Annotated in this window: 13 protein-coding genes; 2 read left to right on the top strand and 11 right to left on the bottom strand. The window is 67.1% G+C overall.

Going from position 1 to position 13,116, the window contains the following annotated elements; genetic code table 11:
- Nucleotides 1–179: 179 nt before the first annotated feature.
- Complete coding sequence (locus LDB05_RS20295) at nt 180–1,982, bottom strand: acyl-CoA carboxylase subunit beta (protein WP_226005781.1); 1,803 nt, start codon at nt 1,980–1,982, stop codon at nt 180–182.
- A gap of 537 nt (nt 1,983–2,519) precedes the next feature.
- Between LDB05_RS20295 and LDB05_RS20290 the strand changes: the two genes are divergently transcribed.
- Together LDB05_RS20290 and LDB05_RS20285 are read left to right on the top strand one after the other, a co-directional pair.
- Nucleotides 2,520–3,692 (top strand): hypothetical protein, encoded by a 1,173-nt coding sequence (locus LDB05_RS20290; RefSeq protein WP_226005780.1) that lies wholly within the window; start codon nt 2,520–2,522, stop codon nt 3,690–3,692.
- A gap of 5 nt (nt 3,693–3,697) precedes the next feature.
- Complete coding sequence (locus LDB05_RS20285; RefSeq protein WP_226005779.1) at nt 3,698–3,949, top strand: DUF8119 family protein; 252 nt, start codon at nt 3,698–3,700, stop codon at nt 3,947–3,949.
- A 10-nt stretch (nt 3,950–3,959) separates the two neighbouring features.
- Here the strand turns inward: LDB05_RS20285 and LDB05_RS20280 are convergent, their stop codons facing one another.
- The 10 genes from LDB05_RS20280 to LDB05_RS20235 all read right to left on the bottom strand — a co-directional run bounded on the left by LDB05_RS20280 (nt 3,960) and on the right by LDB05_RS20235 (nt 13,043).
- The gene (locus LDB05_RS20280; protein ID WP_226005778.1) at nt 3,960–4,829 is read right to left on the bottom strand and encodes a class 1 fructose-bisphosphatase; all 870 of its coding nucleotides are present in this window, start codon (nt 4,827–4,829) and stop codon (nt 3,960–3,962) included.
- A 1-nt stretch (nt 4,830) separates the two neighbouring features.
- Nucleotides 4,831–5,625 carry a class I fructose-bisphosphate aldolase gene (locus LDB05_RS20275; protein ID WP_226005777.1) on the bottom strand — a complete coding sequence of 265 codons (795 nt, stop codon included), beginning with the start codon at nt 5,623–5,625 and terminating at the stop codon, nt 4,831–4,833.
- Nucleotides 5,626–5,843: 218 nt separating this feature from the next.
- Complete coding sequence (locus LDB05_RS20270) at nt 5,844–6,578, bottom strand: DUF7409 domain-containing protein (RefSeq protein ID WP_425498581.1); 735 nt, start codon at nt 6,576–6,578, stop codon at nt 5,844–5,846.
- A gap of 183 nt (nt 6,579–6,761) precedes the next feature.
- Nucleotides 6,762–7,043 carry a hypothetical protein gene (locus tag LDB05_RS20265; RefSeq protein ID WP_226005776.1) on the bottom strand — a complete coding sequence of 94 codons (282 nt, stop codon included), beginning with the start codon at nt 7,041–7,043 and terminating at the stop codon, nt 6,762–6,764.
- A 69-nt stretch (nt 7,044–7,112) separates the two neighbouring features.
- On the bottom strand, nt 7,113–7,385 hold the full coding sequence (locus LDB05_RS20260) for a DUF2061 domain-containing protein (RefSeq protein WP_226005775.1): 273 nt from the start codon (nt 7,383–7,385) through the stop codon (nt 7,113–7,115).
- Complete coding sequence (locus tag LDB05_RS20255; RefSeq protein WP_226005774.1) at nt 7,369–8,538, bottom strand: XdhC family protein; 1,170 nt, start codon at nt 8,536–8,538, stop codon at nt 7,369–7,371. Before LDB05_RS20255 ends, LDB05_RS20260 begins: the two co-directional genes overlap by 17 nt.
- The gene (locus LDB05_RS20250; protein WP_226005773.1) at nt 8,535–9,437 is read right to left on the bottom strand and encodes a Rossmann-like domain-containing protein; all 903 of its coding nucleotides are present in this window, start codon (nt 9,435–9,437) and stop codon (nt 8,535–8,537) included. Before LDB05_RS20250 ends, LDB05_RS20255 begins: the two co-directional genes overlap by 4 nt.
- Nucleotides 9,434–10,852 carry a VWA domain-containing protein gene (locus tag LDB05_RS20245; protein WP_226005772.1) on the bottom strand — a complete coding sequence of 473 codons (1,419 nt, stop codon included), beginning with the start codon at nt 10,850–10,852 and terminating at the stop codon, nt 9,434–9,436. Before LDB05_RS20245 ends, LDB05_RS20250 begins: the two co-directional genes overlap by 4 nt.
- Complete coding sequence (locus LDB05_RS20240; protein ID WP_226005771.1) at nt 10,852–11,889, bottom strand: AAA family ATPase; 1,038 nt, start codon at nt 11,887–11,889, stop codon at nt 10,852–10,854. The genes LDB05_RS20245 and LDB05_RS20240 overlap by 1 nt, the downstream gene beginning before the upstream one ends.
- Nucleotides 11,886–13,043: an XdhC family protein gene (locus LDB05_RS20235; protein ID WP_226005770.1), complete on the bottom strand. Its 1,158-nt coding sequence runs from the start codon at nt 13,041–13,043 to the stop codon at nt 11,886–11,888. Before LDB05_RS20235 ends, LDB05_RS20240 begins: the two co-directional genes overlap by 4 nt.
- Nucleotides 13,044–13,116 lie beyond the last annotated feature (73 nt).

Here is a 13,116-nt window from a genome sequence, read left to right as displayed (position 1 = left end):
CATCGGGAGCACGCGCCGCTTCCACTCTGTGGGGTTTTGTTATGCCAAGCGTAGCCGCTGCTCCGACGGTGGTAAGGAATGATAACTGGTCGGGATTGTCGGCCTCTCGACCGCTCGAGAGCAATGGATTTCGGACGGATCGACCGAGGCGGTGGGACGGGTCGGTAGAAAGACGCCGATCAGAGTATCGTCCCGTGTTTCTTGTCCGGGAGGGACTTCTCGAGGTCGGCGTAGAAGTCGAAGCGGGCGGCTAACTCCTCGCGCAGCGTGCTCGGTGGGACGATCTCGTCGATGACGACCTCGCTGGCCATTCGGTGGACGTCGATGTCCTCGCGGTACTCCTCCCGGAGCTCCCGTTCCATTCGTTTGCGTTCGTCGGGATCGTCGATCTCGGAGAGCTTGCGCGCGTAGACGGCGTTGATCGCCGCTTCGGGCCCCATGATCGCGATCTCGCCCGACGGAAGCCCGATGACGCTCTCGGGGTCGTAGGCGGGGCCGCCCATCGCGTAGATGCCCGCGCCGTAGGCCTTGCGGACGACGACGGTCTGTTTGGGGACCGTCGCCGAGGAGGTCGCGTAGATCATCTTCTTTCCTTGCTCTAAGATGCCGTCTTTCTCGACCTGGGAGCCGGCCATGAAGCCGGGCGTGTCACAGAGGTAGAGTAAGGGGATGTTGAACGCGTCCGATTTCCAGATGAACTCCGCGGCCTTCTCGGCCGCGTCCGGGAAGATCGCACCGGCGCGATGGGCGGGCTGGTTGGCGACGATGCCGACCGGACGGCCGTCGATCCGGGCGTACGCGGTGAGTATCTCCGGGCCGTAATCGGGACGTAACTCGAAGTACGACCCCGCGTCGACGATTCGATCGATCACGTCGGTCATGTCGTACCCCTTGTTCGGCTCCTGTGGGACGATGGCGTCGATACCCTCCGGAGACTTCGCGGGCGACTTCGGCTCCCGTTTCGGCGGGTCCTCGTCGGCGTTGTCGGGGAGGTAGGTGATCAGCTGGGCGACGAGCTCGCGGGCGTGTTCCTCGTCGGACGCGATCAGGTCGGCCGAGCCCGACTCCTGCATGTGGACCGCCGGTCCGCCGAGTTCATCGAGACTGATCTCCTCGCCGGTAACCATCTGGACCATCCGCGGCGAGGCGATCGCCATCGCCGACATCCCCTCGACCATGATCGTGAAGTCCGCGAAGACCGGCGTGTAGGCCGCGCCGGCGATGGAAGGCCCGTAGAGGACGCAAATCTGGGGCACCCGCCCCGAGAGCATCGAGTGATTGTAGTAGTACTTGCCGATGCCCTCCCGGTTGGCGAAGAATCCGGTCTGCTGGTCGATGCGGCCGCCCGAGGAGTCCATCAGGTAGAACACCGGGTTCCCCGTCTTGAGCGCGCGCTGTTGCATCCGGAGGAACTTCTCGACGCCCTTGGCGGCCATGCTGCCTCGCTTGACCGTGTAGTCGTTGGCCATGACGTGGACGTCTCGCCCCTCGAAGGTGGCCGCCGCCGTGATGAGTCCGTCCGCCGGCAGTCGGTCGTCATCGTCCTCGTCGGTATTCGCACCGTCGGGATGCCAATCGTCGAACGCGGCGAACTTTCCGTCCTCGAAGTGCAACTCGCTGTCCTCGCCGGAAAACCACAGATCGAGTCGATCCCGGACGAACAGCTTTCCGTCCTCCGAGAGCTGGTCTCTGTACTTTTTCGGGCCGCCCTCGAGGATGTCAGCGATCTCGTCCCGCAGTCGTCGCTCGCGCTCCGTCGGTCCGAGGTCGGCGACGCCGGACTCGCCGGCCTCCTCCCCGCCGCCTGCGGACGATTCTCCGCCGGCCGTTCTACCGGATTCCTGCTCGACGTCGTGAACGACCGCCGGGTCCGTCTCGTCGCCGAGATACACCTCTACCGTCTCGCCGACGTGGTCGGCGAGTGCGGCTCCGATCGCCGCCGCTTCGTCGTCGTCGGCACCAGCCGTAATACGAACGCGCATGCTGTTGCCTGCGACGGGCGATCAAATACCGTTTTCGACGAGTAGCGATCGCTCGGGCGAGGCCGGTTCCGACGGATCGGCCGTCGCAGAAGTGTCTACACGGAGTTTCGAAGGCAGAGAGGGGAAGAGGAGAGATCGAGTCCCACCGGATGATCGCCGGAGCTCGCCGCGAGTAGACGAGGAGGGCGGTTTCGCGGCCCCGGTGTGACCCGATCGAGAGGGATCGTCGCCTCCGTGGTCACCAGCACGGAGACAGTACGTACTGAACCGGTGTCCGACACGAACGCTCGCGTTCAGTCGTACAGCTATTATATCGAGGGCGATTCTCCGAGGAACGCTGCCGAATAGTCTCAGTCTCACCGATCCACGCGAAGTCTGTCAGAGCGATCGATCCGGCCGCGAACCCATCGGCGGCACCTGCAGGCAGAATTGCTTTTATCGAATTCATCGTCCATTCCAACGGTTATCGAGCCCGTGTCCGTGAATAGACGGCTTGGCGGAACGGGAAGCACAGCAATCGAACAGCTCTGTCGCGGTATGTCGGGAAGGCACACCGACCGTCTCGTCCAACGGCTCGCAACGCTTCGCGATCGGCTCGAGACGGGAATGGATCGGCGAGAGTTCGTGCGAACCGTCGTTAGCGGCGGCTTCGCCATCGGGATGGCTCGGTGGCTCGGCGTCAACGACTTCCTCGCCGCCGACGACGGGGAGGTCCCTATCGTCACGGCGCTCGTCAGGGATGACCCGGACGACCCGTGGACCGTCCGTGAACGAACGCGGTACGTCCCCGCGGAGTGGTACGCCGCCGTCGAGAAAGCCTTCGAGGTGAACAGGCGATTGGCTCGGTTCGCTTTTACAGGTTACCTGGGCAGCGCAGTCATCCCCGGCGACTACGGGAGCGGGACCGCCACGGTTTCCGTCGGCCTCTCGAGCGACGGTCACTCCGTCGGCGAGCTGCTCGGAGAGTTCGCCGAGGGAATCGACATCGATCCGGAGACGATCATCGACGTCGAAGAGATTCAGGACGGTCCCGAAGCCTACGAGCCCCGCTTCGCCGACAGTCTCGCGGACGGCTCGGTCCCGAGCGGCGTCGCCTGCGAAACCCCCTCGAGCATGGCGACGCTCGGCCCGGCGCTGTACCATCCCGAGAGTGAGCAGCGGTTCTTCGTGACGGCAGACCACGCGTTCGGCGAGGACCGCGATTCGTCCGAGGACGCGCTGTCGTTGCCGCGTCAGGAAGCCGACGCCATCGAACTCGGGGACGTCGTCCACTACCACCCCGTCGAAGACGTCGCCGCCGTCGAACCGAACGGCTGGCTCGAGCCCGCGAGCAGGATCGACGCGCCGTCGCGACCCCGCGTCCGCGGCCAGTTCACCAAGTTCGGGCTCGCCGACCTCGTCGCTCGAGATCGGGAACTCGAGAAGGTCGGGGCCATGACCGGCCACACGACGGGGAAGATTCAGGGCGTCGATGCCGTCACGTGCTTTACCGACGAGTTCTGTCGCCGCGGGCAGATCCGCTGGGGCGGCGAAATGGACCTGACTGACGGCGACAGCGGCTCGGTGAGCTACCACTCCGACCCCAAAGGCGAGGACGGCGACGTCCTCGTCGCGGGGTTCAACAACGCCCGTACCTGGTGGCCCGGACAGAGTTACGTCTGGGGGGTCGGTGCCTATCGATTGACCGAGAAACACGGTTATCTCTTCTGAGACGAATGAGCAACGATACGACACGCGCCACGAAAACGGAATCCGGCCGGGCTCCCGGCACCGCCAGCGCCGCCATCAGCGGTATCGTCCGATTGCTTCTCGACCTGCTCGCCGTCTCGCTGTGGGTCCTCTTCCTAACGCTGCTCTTCCTCGAGACGGGCTGGCCGCAGTGGGCGTTCTACACCCTCCTCGTCGCTGGCGTCGGGGTCTACGTCACCGTAACTGCGGCCTGGATACGATCCGGCACCGAGAACTGATTCGACTCCGCTACGCGAGCGCCGCCTCAAGTCGCTCGATCAGGTCGTCGTTCCCGACGTGAACCGGCGTTCGGTCGTGTAGGTCATCAGGGTCGACGGTAAGCAGCGACTGAGAGCCGTTCGAAGAGCGCCCGCCGGCCCGCTCGACGACGTAGCCGATCGGGTTCCCCTCGAACTGGAGCCGCAGTTTGCCCGTCGGGCGGGACTGGAGGGCGGGATAGCCGAAGGTGCCGCCGTACGTGAGCACCTGATTGACGTCGCCGATCAGCGCGCCGCCGTAGCGGAGTTTGAGCTCCGATTCGATCTCGCGGGCGTACTCGCGGAAATCGTCCGGCCAGTCGGGGACGCGACCGCCGAAGCCGTAGACCACCGGCTCCGCGGGGAGGGTGACGTCGCGTTCGATGAGCGTTCGCTCGCCGCCGGTGAGTTCGTACTCGGAAACGGTCTCGTCGGTGGCGAGCACCAACGTCGTGATCGGGCCGTAGAGGACGTACCCCGCGGCGACGAGGGTGTCGCCACGGGCCGGCAGCGCGGCGTCGTAGACCCCGAAGATCGTCCCCATCGCGTTGTTGGATTTCAGGTTCGACGACCCGTCGAGTGGGTCGACCGCGACGGCGTAGGCCGACGACGTGGCGGGATCGTCGCCGCAGGCAACGACGTCGGCTCGTTCCTCGCTCGCGTACTGGCCGACCCCGTCGATTCCGGCGACCCGATCGCTGAGCAACTCGTCGGCCCAGACGTCGGCTTCCGCCTGCGTCTCGCCGCTGGGGTTTTCCTCGTCGACCGTTCCACGCCGACCGATCAGCCCCTGTCGGATTTCGGTCGCCGTCCGGCTGATCGTCGCCACGACATCCTCGACGACTGGATCGGACACCGTCATCCTATTCGGTCGCCTCGAGCGCCGCGTCGGCGGTCGCTTCCTCGTAGATGACCTCCTCGAGGGCGTCGAGGATCCGGGTCGGATTCTCGCGCTGCCAGACGTTGCGGCCGACCGCGAGCCCGCTCGCACCGGCGTTGACGGCGGACTCGACCGTCGAAAGGAAGTCGTAGTCGGAGGTCTTCGACCCGCCGCTCATGACGACCTTCATATCGCCCGCAGCCTTGCAGGCGTGTTCCATGGCGTCGGAACTGCCGGGATACTTGACCTTCGCGATGTCGGCACCGACCTCGAGGGCGATACGAGTCGCGTAGGAGATGGTGCTCGGCTTGGTATCGTTCTTGAGCCCCTGGCCGCGCGGATAGGACCACATGACGACGGGGAGGCCGTACTCGCGGGCTTTCTCGTGGATCTCTCGGAACTCCTCGTACATCTCGACTTCGTGATTCGAGCCGCTGTAGACCGTAAAGCCGACGGCATCCGCCCCGATCTCGGCCGCGTAGTCGACCGAGCAGTTGATCGCGGAGTCGGGTTCGCCCATCCACATGTTCGACGTGCCATTGAGCTTCAGGAGGAGATTGACGTCGTCCTCGTAACTGGGGTAGTACCCCTCCGCGATCCCCTTCTGGACGGCTATCGAGGTAACGGCGTCGTGGGTCGCCGTCTCGAAGACCGTCACCGGATCGAGTTTCTCCGGTACCTCATCGAAGTCGACGGGGCCGTGCTCGAGCCCGTGGTCCATCGCCAGAATCAGTGACTTGCCGTCGCGAACGATCGGAGAGTCGTCGATCGGGATCATCTGTTAGACGGTCCAACAGGCCGCTATAAATCTCTAATGATCCGGATTATCGAAATTGAGTATAAGAGTAGTAATACCTCCGGATTTCGGGGGACGGCGGTCCGATCCGGATACTCCATCAGTGAGCCGTTCCGGTGTCGAACCCGGCCGCTCGCCGTCGGGCTCGTGACCGAGACTCAACGGCTGCGTCGCTCCGAACGAAGCTGCGTTTCGAACGATCAGTCGACGAGTTCACGCGCGTTGTGCCGCCACGTCCGGACGTGCAGCACGTTGAGATCGAGCGCGTTGGCGACGCCCATCGCGTCCACCGTCGCCAGTCGCTCCGCCGAGCGGATACCGGCCTCGGCCAGTACCTCGGCGTCGTCGGGTCCGACGCCCATGACGGCCGTGATCGGCGTGGGCCTCGGATACGGCCGCTCCGACGGTCGCTCCCGCTCGACTGCGATCGGTTCCGAATGTTCGTACTCGAAGGCCTGCCAGTCCTCGTCGCCGCTGACGGCGATCCACTCGCGTTCGGCGTCACCGAGCCCGCGGACTTCGCTCGAGCGCCGATCGAGATCCCCCTCGCTCTCGAACGACCACGGCAGCGAAAATCGCCGGCGGAGCGTGGCCGCAATCGTTTCGTCGACGCCCGCGTCCAGCAACATCCGGTAGGAGTACTCCTTGTCGGCGACGGTGTCGGGATCGATATCGGCCGCCTCGAGCGCCGCGCGCTCGTCGGCATCGATCCCCGCGTCGCGCTCGACATCAGAGGAACCGTCTGTCTCGCCCTCACCGTCGGCCGCCTCGGCCAGGTCCGTTTCGTCGAACGCGAGCTCGACCCCGTCGTCGACCGGATCGCTGATGTCGCTGACGTCGACAGTGATACCGATGTCGACGATAGTGCTCTCTTCGCCGTCGACGTCGCTAGTTTCCCCCGAACCGATCTTCCCACCAACGTGTTTCTTACTCACGCGATTCACCGAGTCTGTCTTGAACTCACATCCATCGCCCTTGAAGGTTTCTCCGTTCCGTCAGCTACCCACCGCTGAAGCGGTGGGGGGACTTCCGCGCTGAATCGCTGTGATTCCAGCGATTGACGGAACCGCGGCGGCGAGGAGCGAGAGAACGCCTTCGGAAACGAGACTCGCGATTCGCTATGGCTCTCGAGTCCAGCCGACTAACGCCCGAACGGCCAGTGGTGATCCCGTCTCGTCCCGACCGTCCCCGCGACGACCCTCCTCCGTACGCGAGGGTGACGACGACTGCACGGCGTTCTCGAGCGTTCGGCCGACCTCGGGACACCCCTGACAGCAAAAGCGACCCTCGAGCGCCGGATCGGTAATCGGCCGTGTGGCCGGGAGCGAACACAGCGAACAGTTCGAACTCGAGTCGGGCTGGCGGTCGCCGTGGCAGCGACAGTAGTCACTGGAAGTCACTGTACACCCGATCGCACGACACCCGTGCGATCAACGTGTGAATAGTTGCAGTGACTACTATATCGCGGCTCATCGCGTGTTTCGAGTGCCGCTCGCTCCGGTGGTCCGAGCGCCCCACTCGATGCGGTCCCACAGCCGCTCGTAAGCGTAATAGGTCCCGGTTTTCACCAGGTTGGCGGCGATCCCGATGTTGAGCGCGTCGCCGACGTCGCCGACGAACAGCCAGGCGATCGTGACCGTGATACAGAGCATGACGAGCCGGTAACAGACGGTCTTCACGATCACCCGGGACCGGCCCTGAAGCGGCCGGCCAGTGAGGACCGAGCTACTGCGGAGCGACATCGCCCTCCGACTCGACGGTCACGCGGTCGTGAATGTGCCCCTCCCGGGTTCGCAGGTGGCGCGGCGTCCGATCGTTGGAGACCGCCAGTACCTCCGCGACGATACTGTGTGCGATCTGGTAGGGTGAGCCGCCCCCGAGATCGAGCCCGATCGGCGTGTACAGCGACGACAGCGTCGCCTCGTCGAACGTCCGCCCTTCGTCTTTGAACGCCGCGAGCATCTCCTGGAACCGCTTTTCCGGCCCCATCAGGCCGACGTACGGAACGGGCGAGTCCAGCAATCCCTCGAGCGCCAACCGATCGTCGACGAAGTTGTGCGTCATGACGACCGCGTACGTGCGCTCGTCGAGGTCGATGGCGTCGTCGACGGCTCCCGGCGAGGTCGTCAGCGTCTCGTCGGCGTCCGGAAACCGATCGTCGAGGTCGACGCTTCCGCGGAAGCCGACGACGGTGACCCGGAAGTCGTTCTTCGCGGCCAGTTCCGTGACCGGTCCGACGTCGTGACCCGACCCGAACACGACGAGATCCGTCGGCGCAGCGATCCCGTCGATAAAGACCTCGAGCGATCCCCGCTCCGACTCGAGTTCGACGACGTCGGCGCGGCCGCGCTCGGCCAGCTCGCCCGCAGGCCCCGAGAGTTCGGCGGGCCAGTCCGACGCCGGCGCTCCCGTCGGCGTCGTGAGGTCCCCCTCGTCCGGATGGTAGTACGCGCGGTCACCTTCCTCGAGCCGGCCGTTCCGCCCCTCCAGAACGGTGAGGACGGCGACGTTCCGTCCGTCCGCGAAGGCCTCGACGGCCGGCCGATAGGCCTCGGTCAGCGGCTCCAGCAGGACGTCGATGATCCCGTTGCAGCCGACGCCGAGCCCCCAGACGTCCTCGTCGTCCTCCATCAGATCGTACGTCACCAGCTCCGGGCGGCCGCGTTCGCGGACGGACTCTGCCGCCGCGAGCAGTTCGTCCTCGAGGCAGCCGGCCGTAATGCTCCCGACACCCTCGCCCGCGTCGTCGAGGAGCATCTTCGCACCCGGCCGCCGGTACGCGTTCCCCTCGACGTCGATGATCGTGGCGAGGACGTCCGTCCCGTCCGCGTCGAGTCGCTCGTGAATCCGCTGTACTACCTCGGTTTCCGGAACGCTCCAGTTGTTTCGTGTCATTGTCTGGTCTGTAACGAGTCGATATCCCGGTCGTTCACCGCGTACACTTTGCGGACGCCGATGTCGTGCAAGTCCGTCCCGCACGCGCCGGCCTCGACGGCCTCGCGAACCCGGTCGCGGTCGGTCACCGACGCCCCGGCGACGACGTCGACGCCGGCGTCGAACGCCGGTTCAGGAAGCACCGACGCCGTCGCTCCGATCAAGACCACCGTTGCCGACGCCGGCGCGACCTCGAGATACGCCTCGAGCCCGCCGTAGACGAACGCGGAACCCGTGACGAAGATCACGTCGGCGTCCGCCATCGCCGCGCTCGCTTCTGTCGGCGGGAACGTCGTGACGCGGACGCTCTCGGGTGCCGAGATCGTGCCGACGTCCCGCCGTTCGATGACCCGAACGTCGACGTCGGCGAATTTCCGGAACGCCGGACGAAAGAGCCCGACCGTCGCGATTACGTCGACGTCCGGGTCCAGGAGGGCCATCGGATCGCCCGGCTCCCAGTCGACGAACGGCGCCGACAACGCGTTGACCGCCGCGACGCCGAGCGCAGTCTCGACCGACGGTTTCGCCTCCCCGTCGCCGGAACCGCCGGTGGCCTCGCCCGACGAGTCGCTCCGCGGTCGCGTCGCCCACTCGAGGAGCGTGTCGAGGTCGACGCCGTCGGCGGGCTCCTCGAGGGGACCCCTGATCTCCGCGTCCCCGGACGGGCGGTGAGCGAGGCCCGCACTCCGTCGGTCCTCGGGTGTCGTCCCGGCGCCGGCCGCGTCCTCGTCCGCGGGGCCGACGCTCGCTTCCACCATGACCGCCGCCGTACCGATCGTGACGCGCTCGCTGCACGCTCCGTCGAGTGCGCTCATCGACCGGAGACGGTCGACGACGGCCGGGAGGATCGGCTCGATCATTCGGCATCGCCTCCGTCGGTTTCGGCCCCGATCCGCCGCGGATCGTGTTCGTATCCGATCGGCCCGTCGATCCCGCGGCGCTCGAGCTGTCGCGCGGCCTCGGCGAGATCGGCCGGTCCCGCGAAACCGAACAGCCCGTCGACGTACGGGAGACAGGTCGCCATCCCCCGTGAGCTGGGTTCGTAGGCCGGCGAAACCGCCAGCGGATTGAGCCAGACGACCGCGTCGGCCCGGCGGGCCAGCCAGGTGACGCCATCCTCGAGGGTTTCCGGGTCTCCGACGTCGAGGCCGTCGCTGACCACGACGACGACGGTTCGGCGATCCACCGCGTGGGGGTGGCGTCGCCGGAGCGTCTCGAACGCGCCGCCGATCCGCGTCCCGCCGCCCCACTCGATCTCGGCCTCTCGGAGCGCGGTGGCGGGATCGCCGTCCGCACGCTCGAACTCCCTGGTCGCGTCGATCAGGTCGGTATCGAACAGGAAGACCGAGCCTCTGCGAGCGGTGTCCTGTAACCGCTCCGCGACGGCGAGTAGCGTGTCTCGGTCGATGGTATCGAGAACGGAGCCGCTGACGTCGATCAACAGGCAACAGCGGAGTTCGCTCGGGATCGGTTCGCGCGTCGGGAGTTCCATCGCGGTCCCGCCGGTCCCGAGGCTCGCCCGGAGGGCCCGCCGTGCGTCGACGCGGTTGCCGCGCTCGGCCCGCCGGGTGCGCCGTCCCGGGATCGTCGCGAGCGCGGCGACGAACCGGTCGATCGCCGCGCCCTCGCTATCGGACAGCGACGCGCCGTCGGCGGCTACGGGCTCGCGGTCGCCGACGGCGCTATACCGACGCGCGGCGCCGTCGTCGGCGTCGACCGCCATTTCGCCGGTGGCGTGCCGGCGACCGGTCGAAATCCTGACGTCGACGCTCTCAGTCCCCTCGCTCGCGTCGGGTGTCGACGCTTCGGCGTCGGACAGGAACTCGGACTCGGCGTCCGACTCGAGGGTGGCCGCCGGCTCCGTCTCGGACTCGTCGCCGTCGGTCGCGGGACTCCCCTCGTGGGTCGCGATCCGGTCGAGTCCGGTCCGCAACCGGTGCCAGAACGTCGGGAACTCCTCGTCGAAGACCGCACCGTCGTCCGCGCCGGTCAGCAGCGTCGCTCGCAACGCGTCCGCGGCGGGATCCCGGTCGGCGAGACCGACCACGGAGAGCGCGCGCGCTGCCTCGAGCGTTCCGTCCGCCGCCACCGTCGCGCCCTCGCGGCGGAGCCGCCCAACGAACCGAACGAGTTCCGTCAGGGCGTGCTTCCGGGCGCCCTCGAAGTCCGGCACGGCGTCCCCGCTCGCTCGGTCGAGGGCCCGCGCCTCGCGCCGCTCGGCGTCGGCTCGGGAGCCGTCGTCGACGGGGTTCGAGGGGGTCCGGTTTGGAGACATCAGTTGGTCGGTTCGATTCGGTCGTCGGCGGCGGCCGCGGCCGCCTGCAGGCGCTCCAGCAGCTCGGTATCGACGCGCGTGACGTCCTCGACCTCCTTGAGGAGACAGCCGATCGTCCGTTCGATTTCGTCGGTCGAGAGCGATTCGGCCTCGCCGTCGGCTCGAAGCGAGGCGACCGCTCGTGCCCAGTCGAGCGTCTCTGCCACGCCCGGCCGTTTGAGGAACGATTCCTCCCGGAGCCGTTCGACGACGGCACAGACTTCGGCCGCGATCGCCGCGTCGAGTTCAGGAACTTTGCGGGAGACGATCTCGTACTCCGTCTCGAACGACGGCGGTTCCACGTGCAGGTACAGACACCGCCGCTTGAGCGCGTCGCTGAGTCCCCGCGTTCGGTTCGACGTGAGGACGACGATCGGCGGGTTCTCGGTGCTGACCGTCCCCAGCTCCGGAATCGACACCTGATAGTCCGACAGGAGCTCGAGCAGGAAGGCTTCGAAGGCCTCGTCGGCGCGGTCGATCTCGTCGATCAACAGGACCGGCGACCGGTCCCCGCCGGCGGTGAGCGCGCGCAGGAGCGGCCGCTCGAGCAGGAACTCGTCGTCGAAAACGGACTGGGGGCGCTCTCCGTCGGCAGCGGATTCGGAGTCGGAACTGGGGTCAGTGTCCGCGGCGTTCGCCGCGCCCGCTCCGTCCGCCGGTCCGGGCTCGGCCCCGCCACCGACCGTTCCCTCGTTCGACTGCACCGCGAGCAGCTGTTTCGTGTAATTCCACTCGTAGAGCGCGTTCTCGGCGGTGAGTCCCTCGTAACACTGGAGGCGGATCAGCTCGGTGTCGAACCCCTCGGCGAGGACTTTGCCGAGTTCGGTCTTCCCGCTGCCCGGTGGCCCCTCGACGAGCAGCGGCCGCCCGAGCTGTAGGGCGAGCTGGACCGTCGTGACCACGCGGTCGTCGGCGACGTAGTTCTGGCGCTCGAACCGCTCCCGGATAACGGATTCGGACAGCGTCTCGACGGGCGTCCGGGGCGTCTCTCCCGTCATGCCGATTCCATCGCCCCCTCGTCGGTCGTGAGATACTCGTCGGGATCGGTTTGGAAAGAGTCGGCACAGCCGTGACAACAGAAGTAGTACGTCGTCCCGTCGTGGGTGACGCTCGCGGAATCCGCCGGATCGACCGTCATTCCGCAGACGGGGTCGGTGGGCTGCTCGTCGGCCGATGTCGAGTCGTCGACCTCGTCAGTGACACCGGAATCGGTAGCTTCGCTCGTCGATTCGGCGTCCGCGGCCCCAATCCTCCCGTTGTCCGAGCCGGTACTCGAACCGCCCGCGGAGGCGACGATCGTCTCGGTGTCGGCTCTCACGTCGACCAGTTCGGCGAGCAGACTCGTCGCGATCTCCGGCCCGGTGGTCGCCGAGATGTCGACCCCCGCCGGATTGGTGATCGCCTCCCGAACGTCGTCGGGATCGCGATCCAGGAGGGCGGCGGCCCGCTCGACGACCTCCTCCGCGCGGCTATCGCTCGCGACGAGGCCGACGTACGGTGCGTCCGCGAGCACGCCGGCAGCGACGCCGCGTGCGTCGTACTCCCCCATCGAGGCCACGACGACGAGCGGCCCCGCACCGACCGCGTCGGCGATCTCGTCCGGCTCGAGGGTAGACAGCACGGTCGTTCCGTCGGGGACGTCGGCCGTGGTCGCGTCGGGGTCGACGACCGCTATCTCAACGTCGAGTTCGGTCGCCAGCCTGACCAGCGACCGCGTGATCGGCGAGTCGCCGACGACGAGGAGCCGCGTCGTCGGGATCATCGGTTCGACGAATATCTCGAGCGTTCCCTCGCTGTGACACAGCATCGGAAAGGCCGCGAGGCCGGGGCGATCGACGTCGTCGGGATCGGGTGCGAGGCCGATCAGTCGAGGCTCGCCGTCGGAGATGGCCGCTCGCGCCTCGCTGGCGACCCGCGACTGGGCACAGGCCGCACCGCCGACCCACCCGTGAAGGTCGCCGTCCGCCGTTACCAGCGCGCGATCGCCGACGTTCGCGGACACCGGTGGCTCCCGGCGGACGACCGTCGCTCGGGCGTAGGGCTCCTCGCGGTCTCGCAGGGCGCGCTCTCGCTCCGCGAGGTCGCCGTCGGTCGCGACGGCTGCTCGATCGCTGGACGTCTCGTCGGCATCTGGTGGTGTATCTGCCGTCATTTCGGTGGTATCATATCCGCGGTGGCACCTGCGGCACGGGCGGAGGGGCGGCTGGTTTCGACCGACCCGGTAT

The sequence above is a fragment of the Natrinema salinisoli genome (assembly GCF_020405205.1).
Lineage (GTDB): Archaea > Halobacteriota > Halobacteria > Halobacteriales > Natrialbaceae > Natrinema > Natrinema salinisoli.
Note: the sequence above shows the minus strand (reverse complement) of the source record. Positions and strands in the feature narration are given on the sequence as shown.

Excerpts from the sequence above, each read along its gene's own strand:
- LDB05_RS20295 (WP_226005781.1), bottom strand. The coding sequence starts at position 1,982 with ATGCGCGTTCGTATTACGGCTGGTGCCGACGACGACGAAGCGGCGGCG.
- LDB05_RS20290 (WP_226005780.1), top strand. The coding sequence starts at position 2,520 with ATGTCGGGAAGGCACACCGACCGTCTCGTCCAACGGCTCGCAACGCTT.
- LDB05_RS20285 (WP_226005779.1), top strand. The coding sequence starts at position 3,698 with ATGAGCAACGATACGACACGCGCCACGAAAACGGAATCCGGCCGGGCT.
- LDB05_RS20280 (WP_226005778.1), bottom strand. The coding sequence starts at position 4,829 with ATGACGGTGTCCGATCCAGTCGTCGAGGATGTCGTGGCGACGATCAGC.
- LDB05_RS20275 (WP_226005777.1), bottom strand. The coding sequence starts at position 5,625 with ATGATCCCGATCGACGACTCTCCGATCGTTCGCGACGGCAAGTCACTG.
- LDB05_RS20260 (WP_226005775.1), bottom strand. The coding sequence starts at position 7,385 with ATGTCGCTCCGCAGTAGCTCGGTCCTCACTGGCCGGCCGCTTCAGGGC.
- LDB05_RS20255 (WP_226005774.1), bottom strand. The coding sequence starts at position 8,538 with ATGACACGAAACAACTGGAGCGTTCCGGAAACCGAGGTAGTACAGCGG.
- LDB05_RS20250 (WP_226005773.1), bottom strand. The coding sequence starts at position 9,437 with ATGATCGAGCCGATCCTCCCGGCCGTCGTCGACCGTCTCCGGTCGATG.
- LDB05_RS20245 (WP_226005772.1), bottom strand. The coding sequence starts at position 10,852 with ATGTCTCCAAACCGGACCCCCTCGAACCCCGTCGACGACGGCTCCCGA.
- LDB05_RS20240 (WP_226005771.1), bottom strand. The coding sequence starts at position 11,889 with ATGACGGGAGAGACGCCCCGGACGCCCGTCGAGACGCTGTCCGAATCC.
- LDB05_RS20235 (WP_226005770.1), bottom strand. The coding sequence starts at position 13,043 with ATGACGGCAGATACACCACCAGATGCCGACGAGACGTCCAGCGATCGA.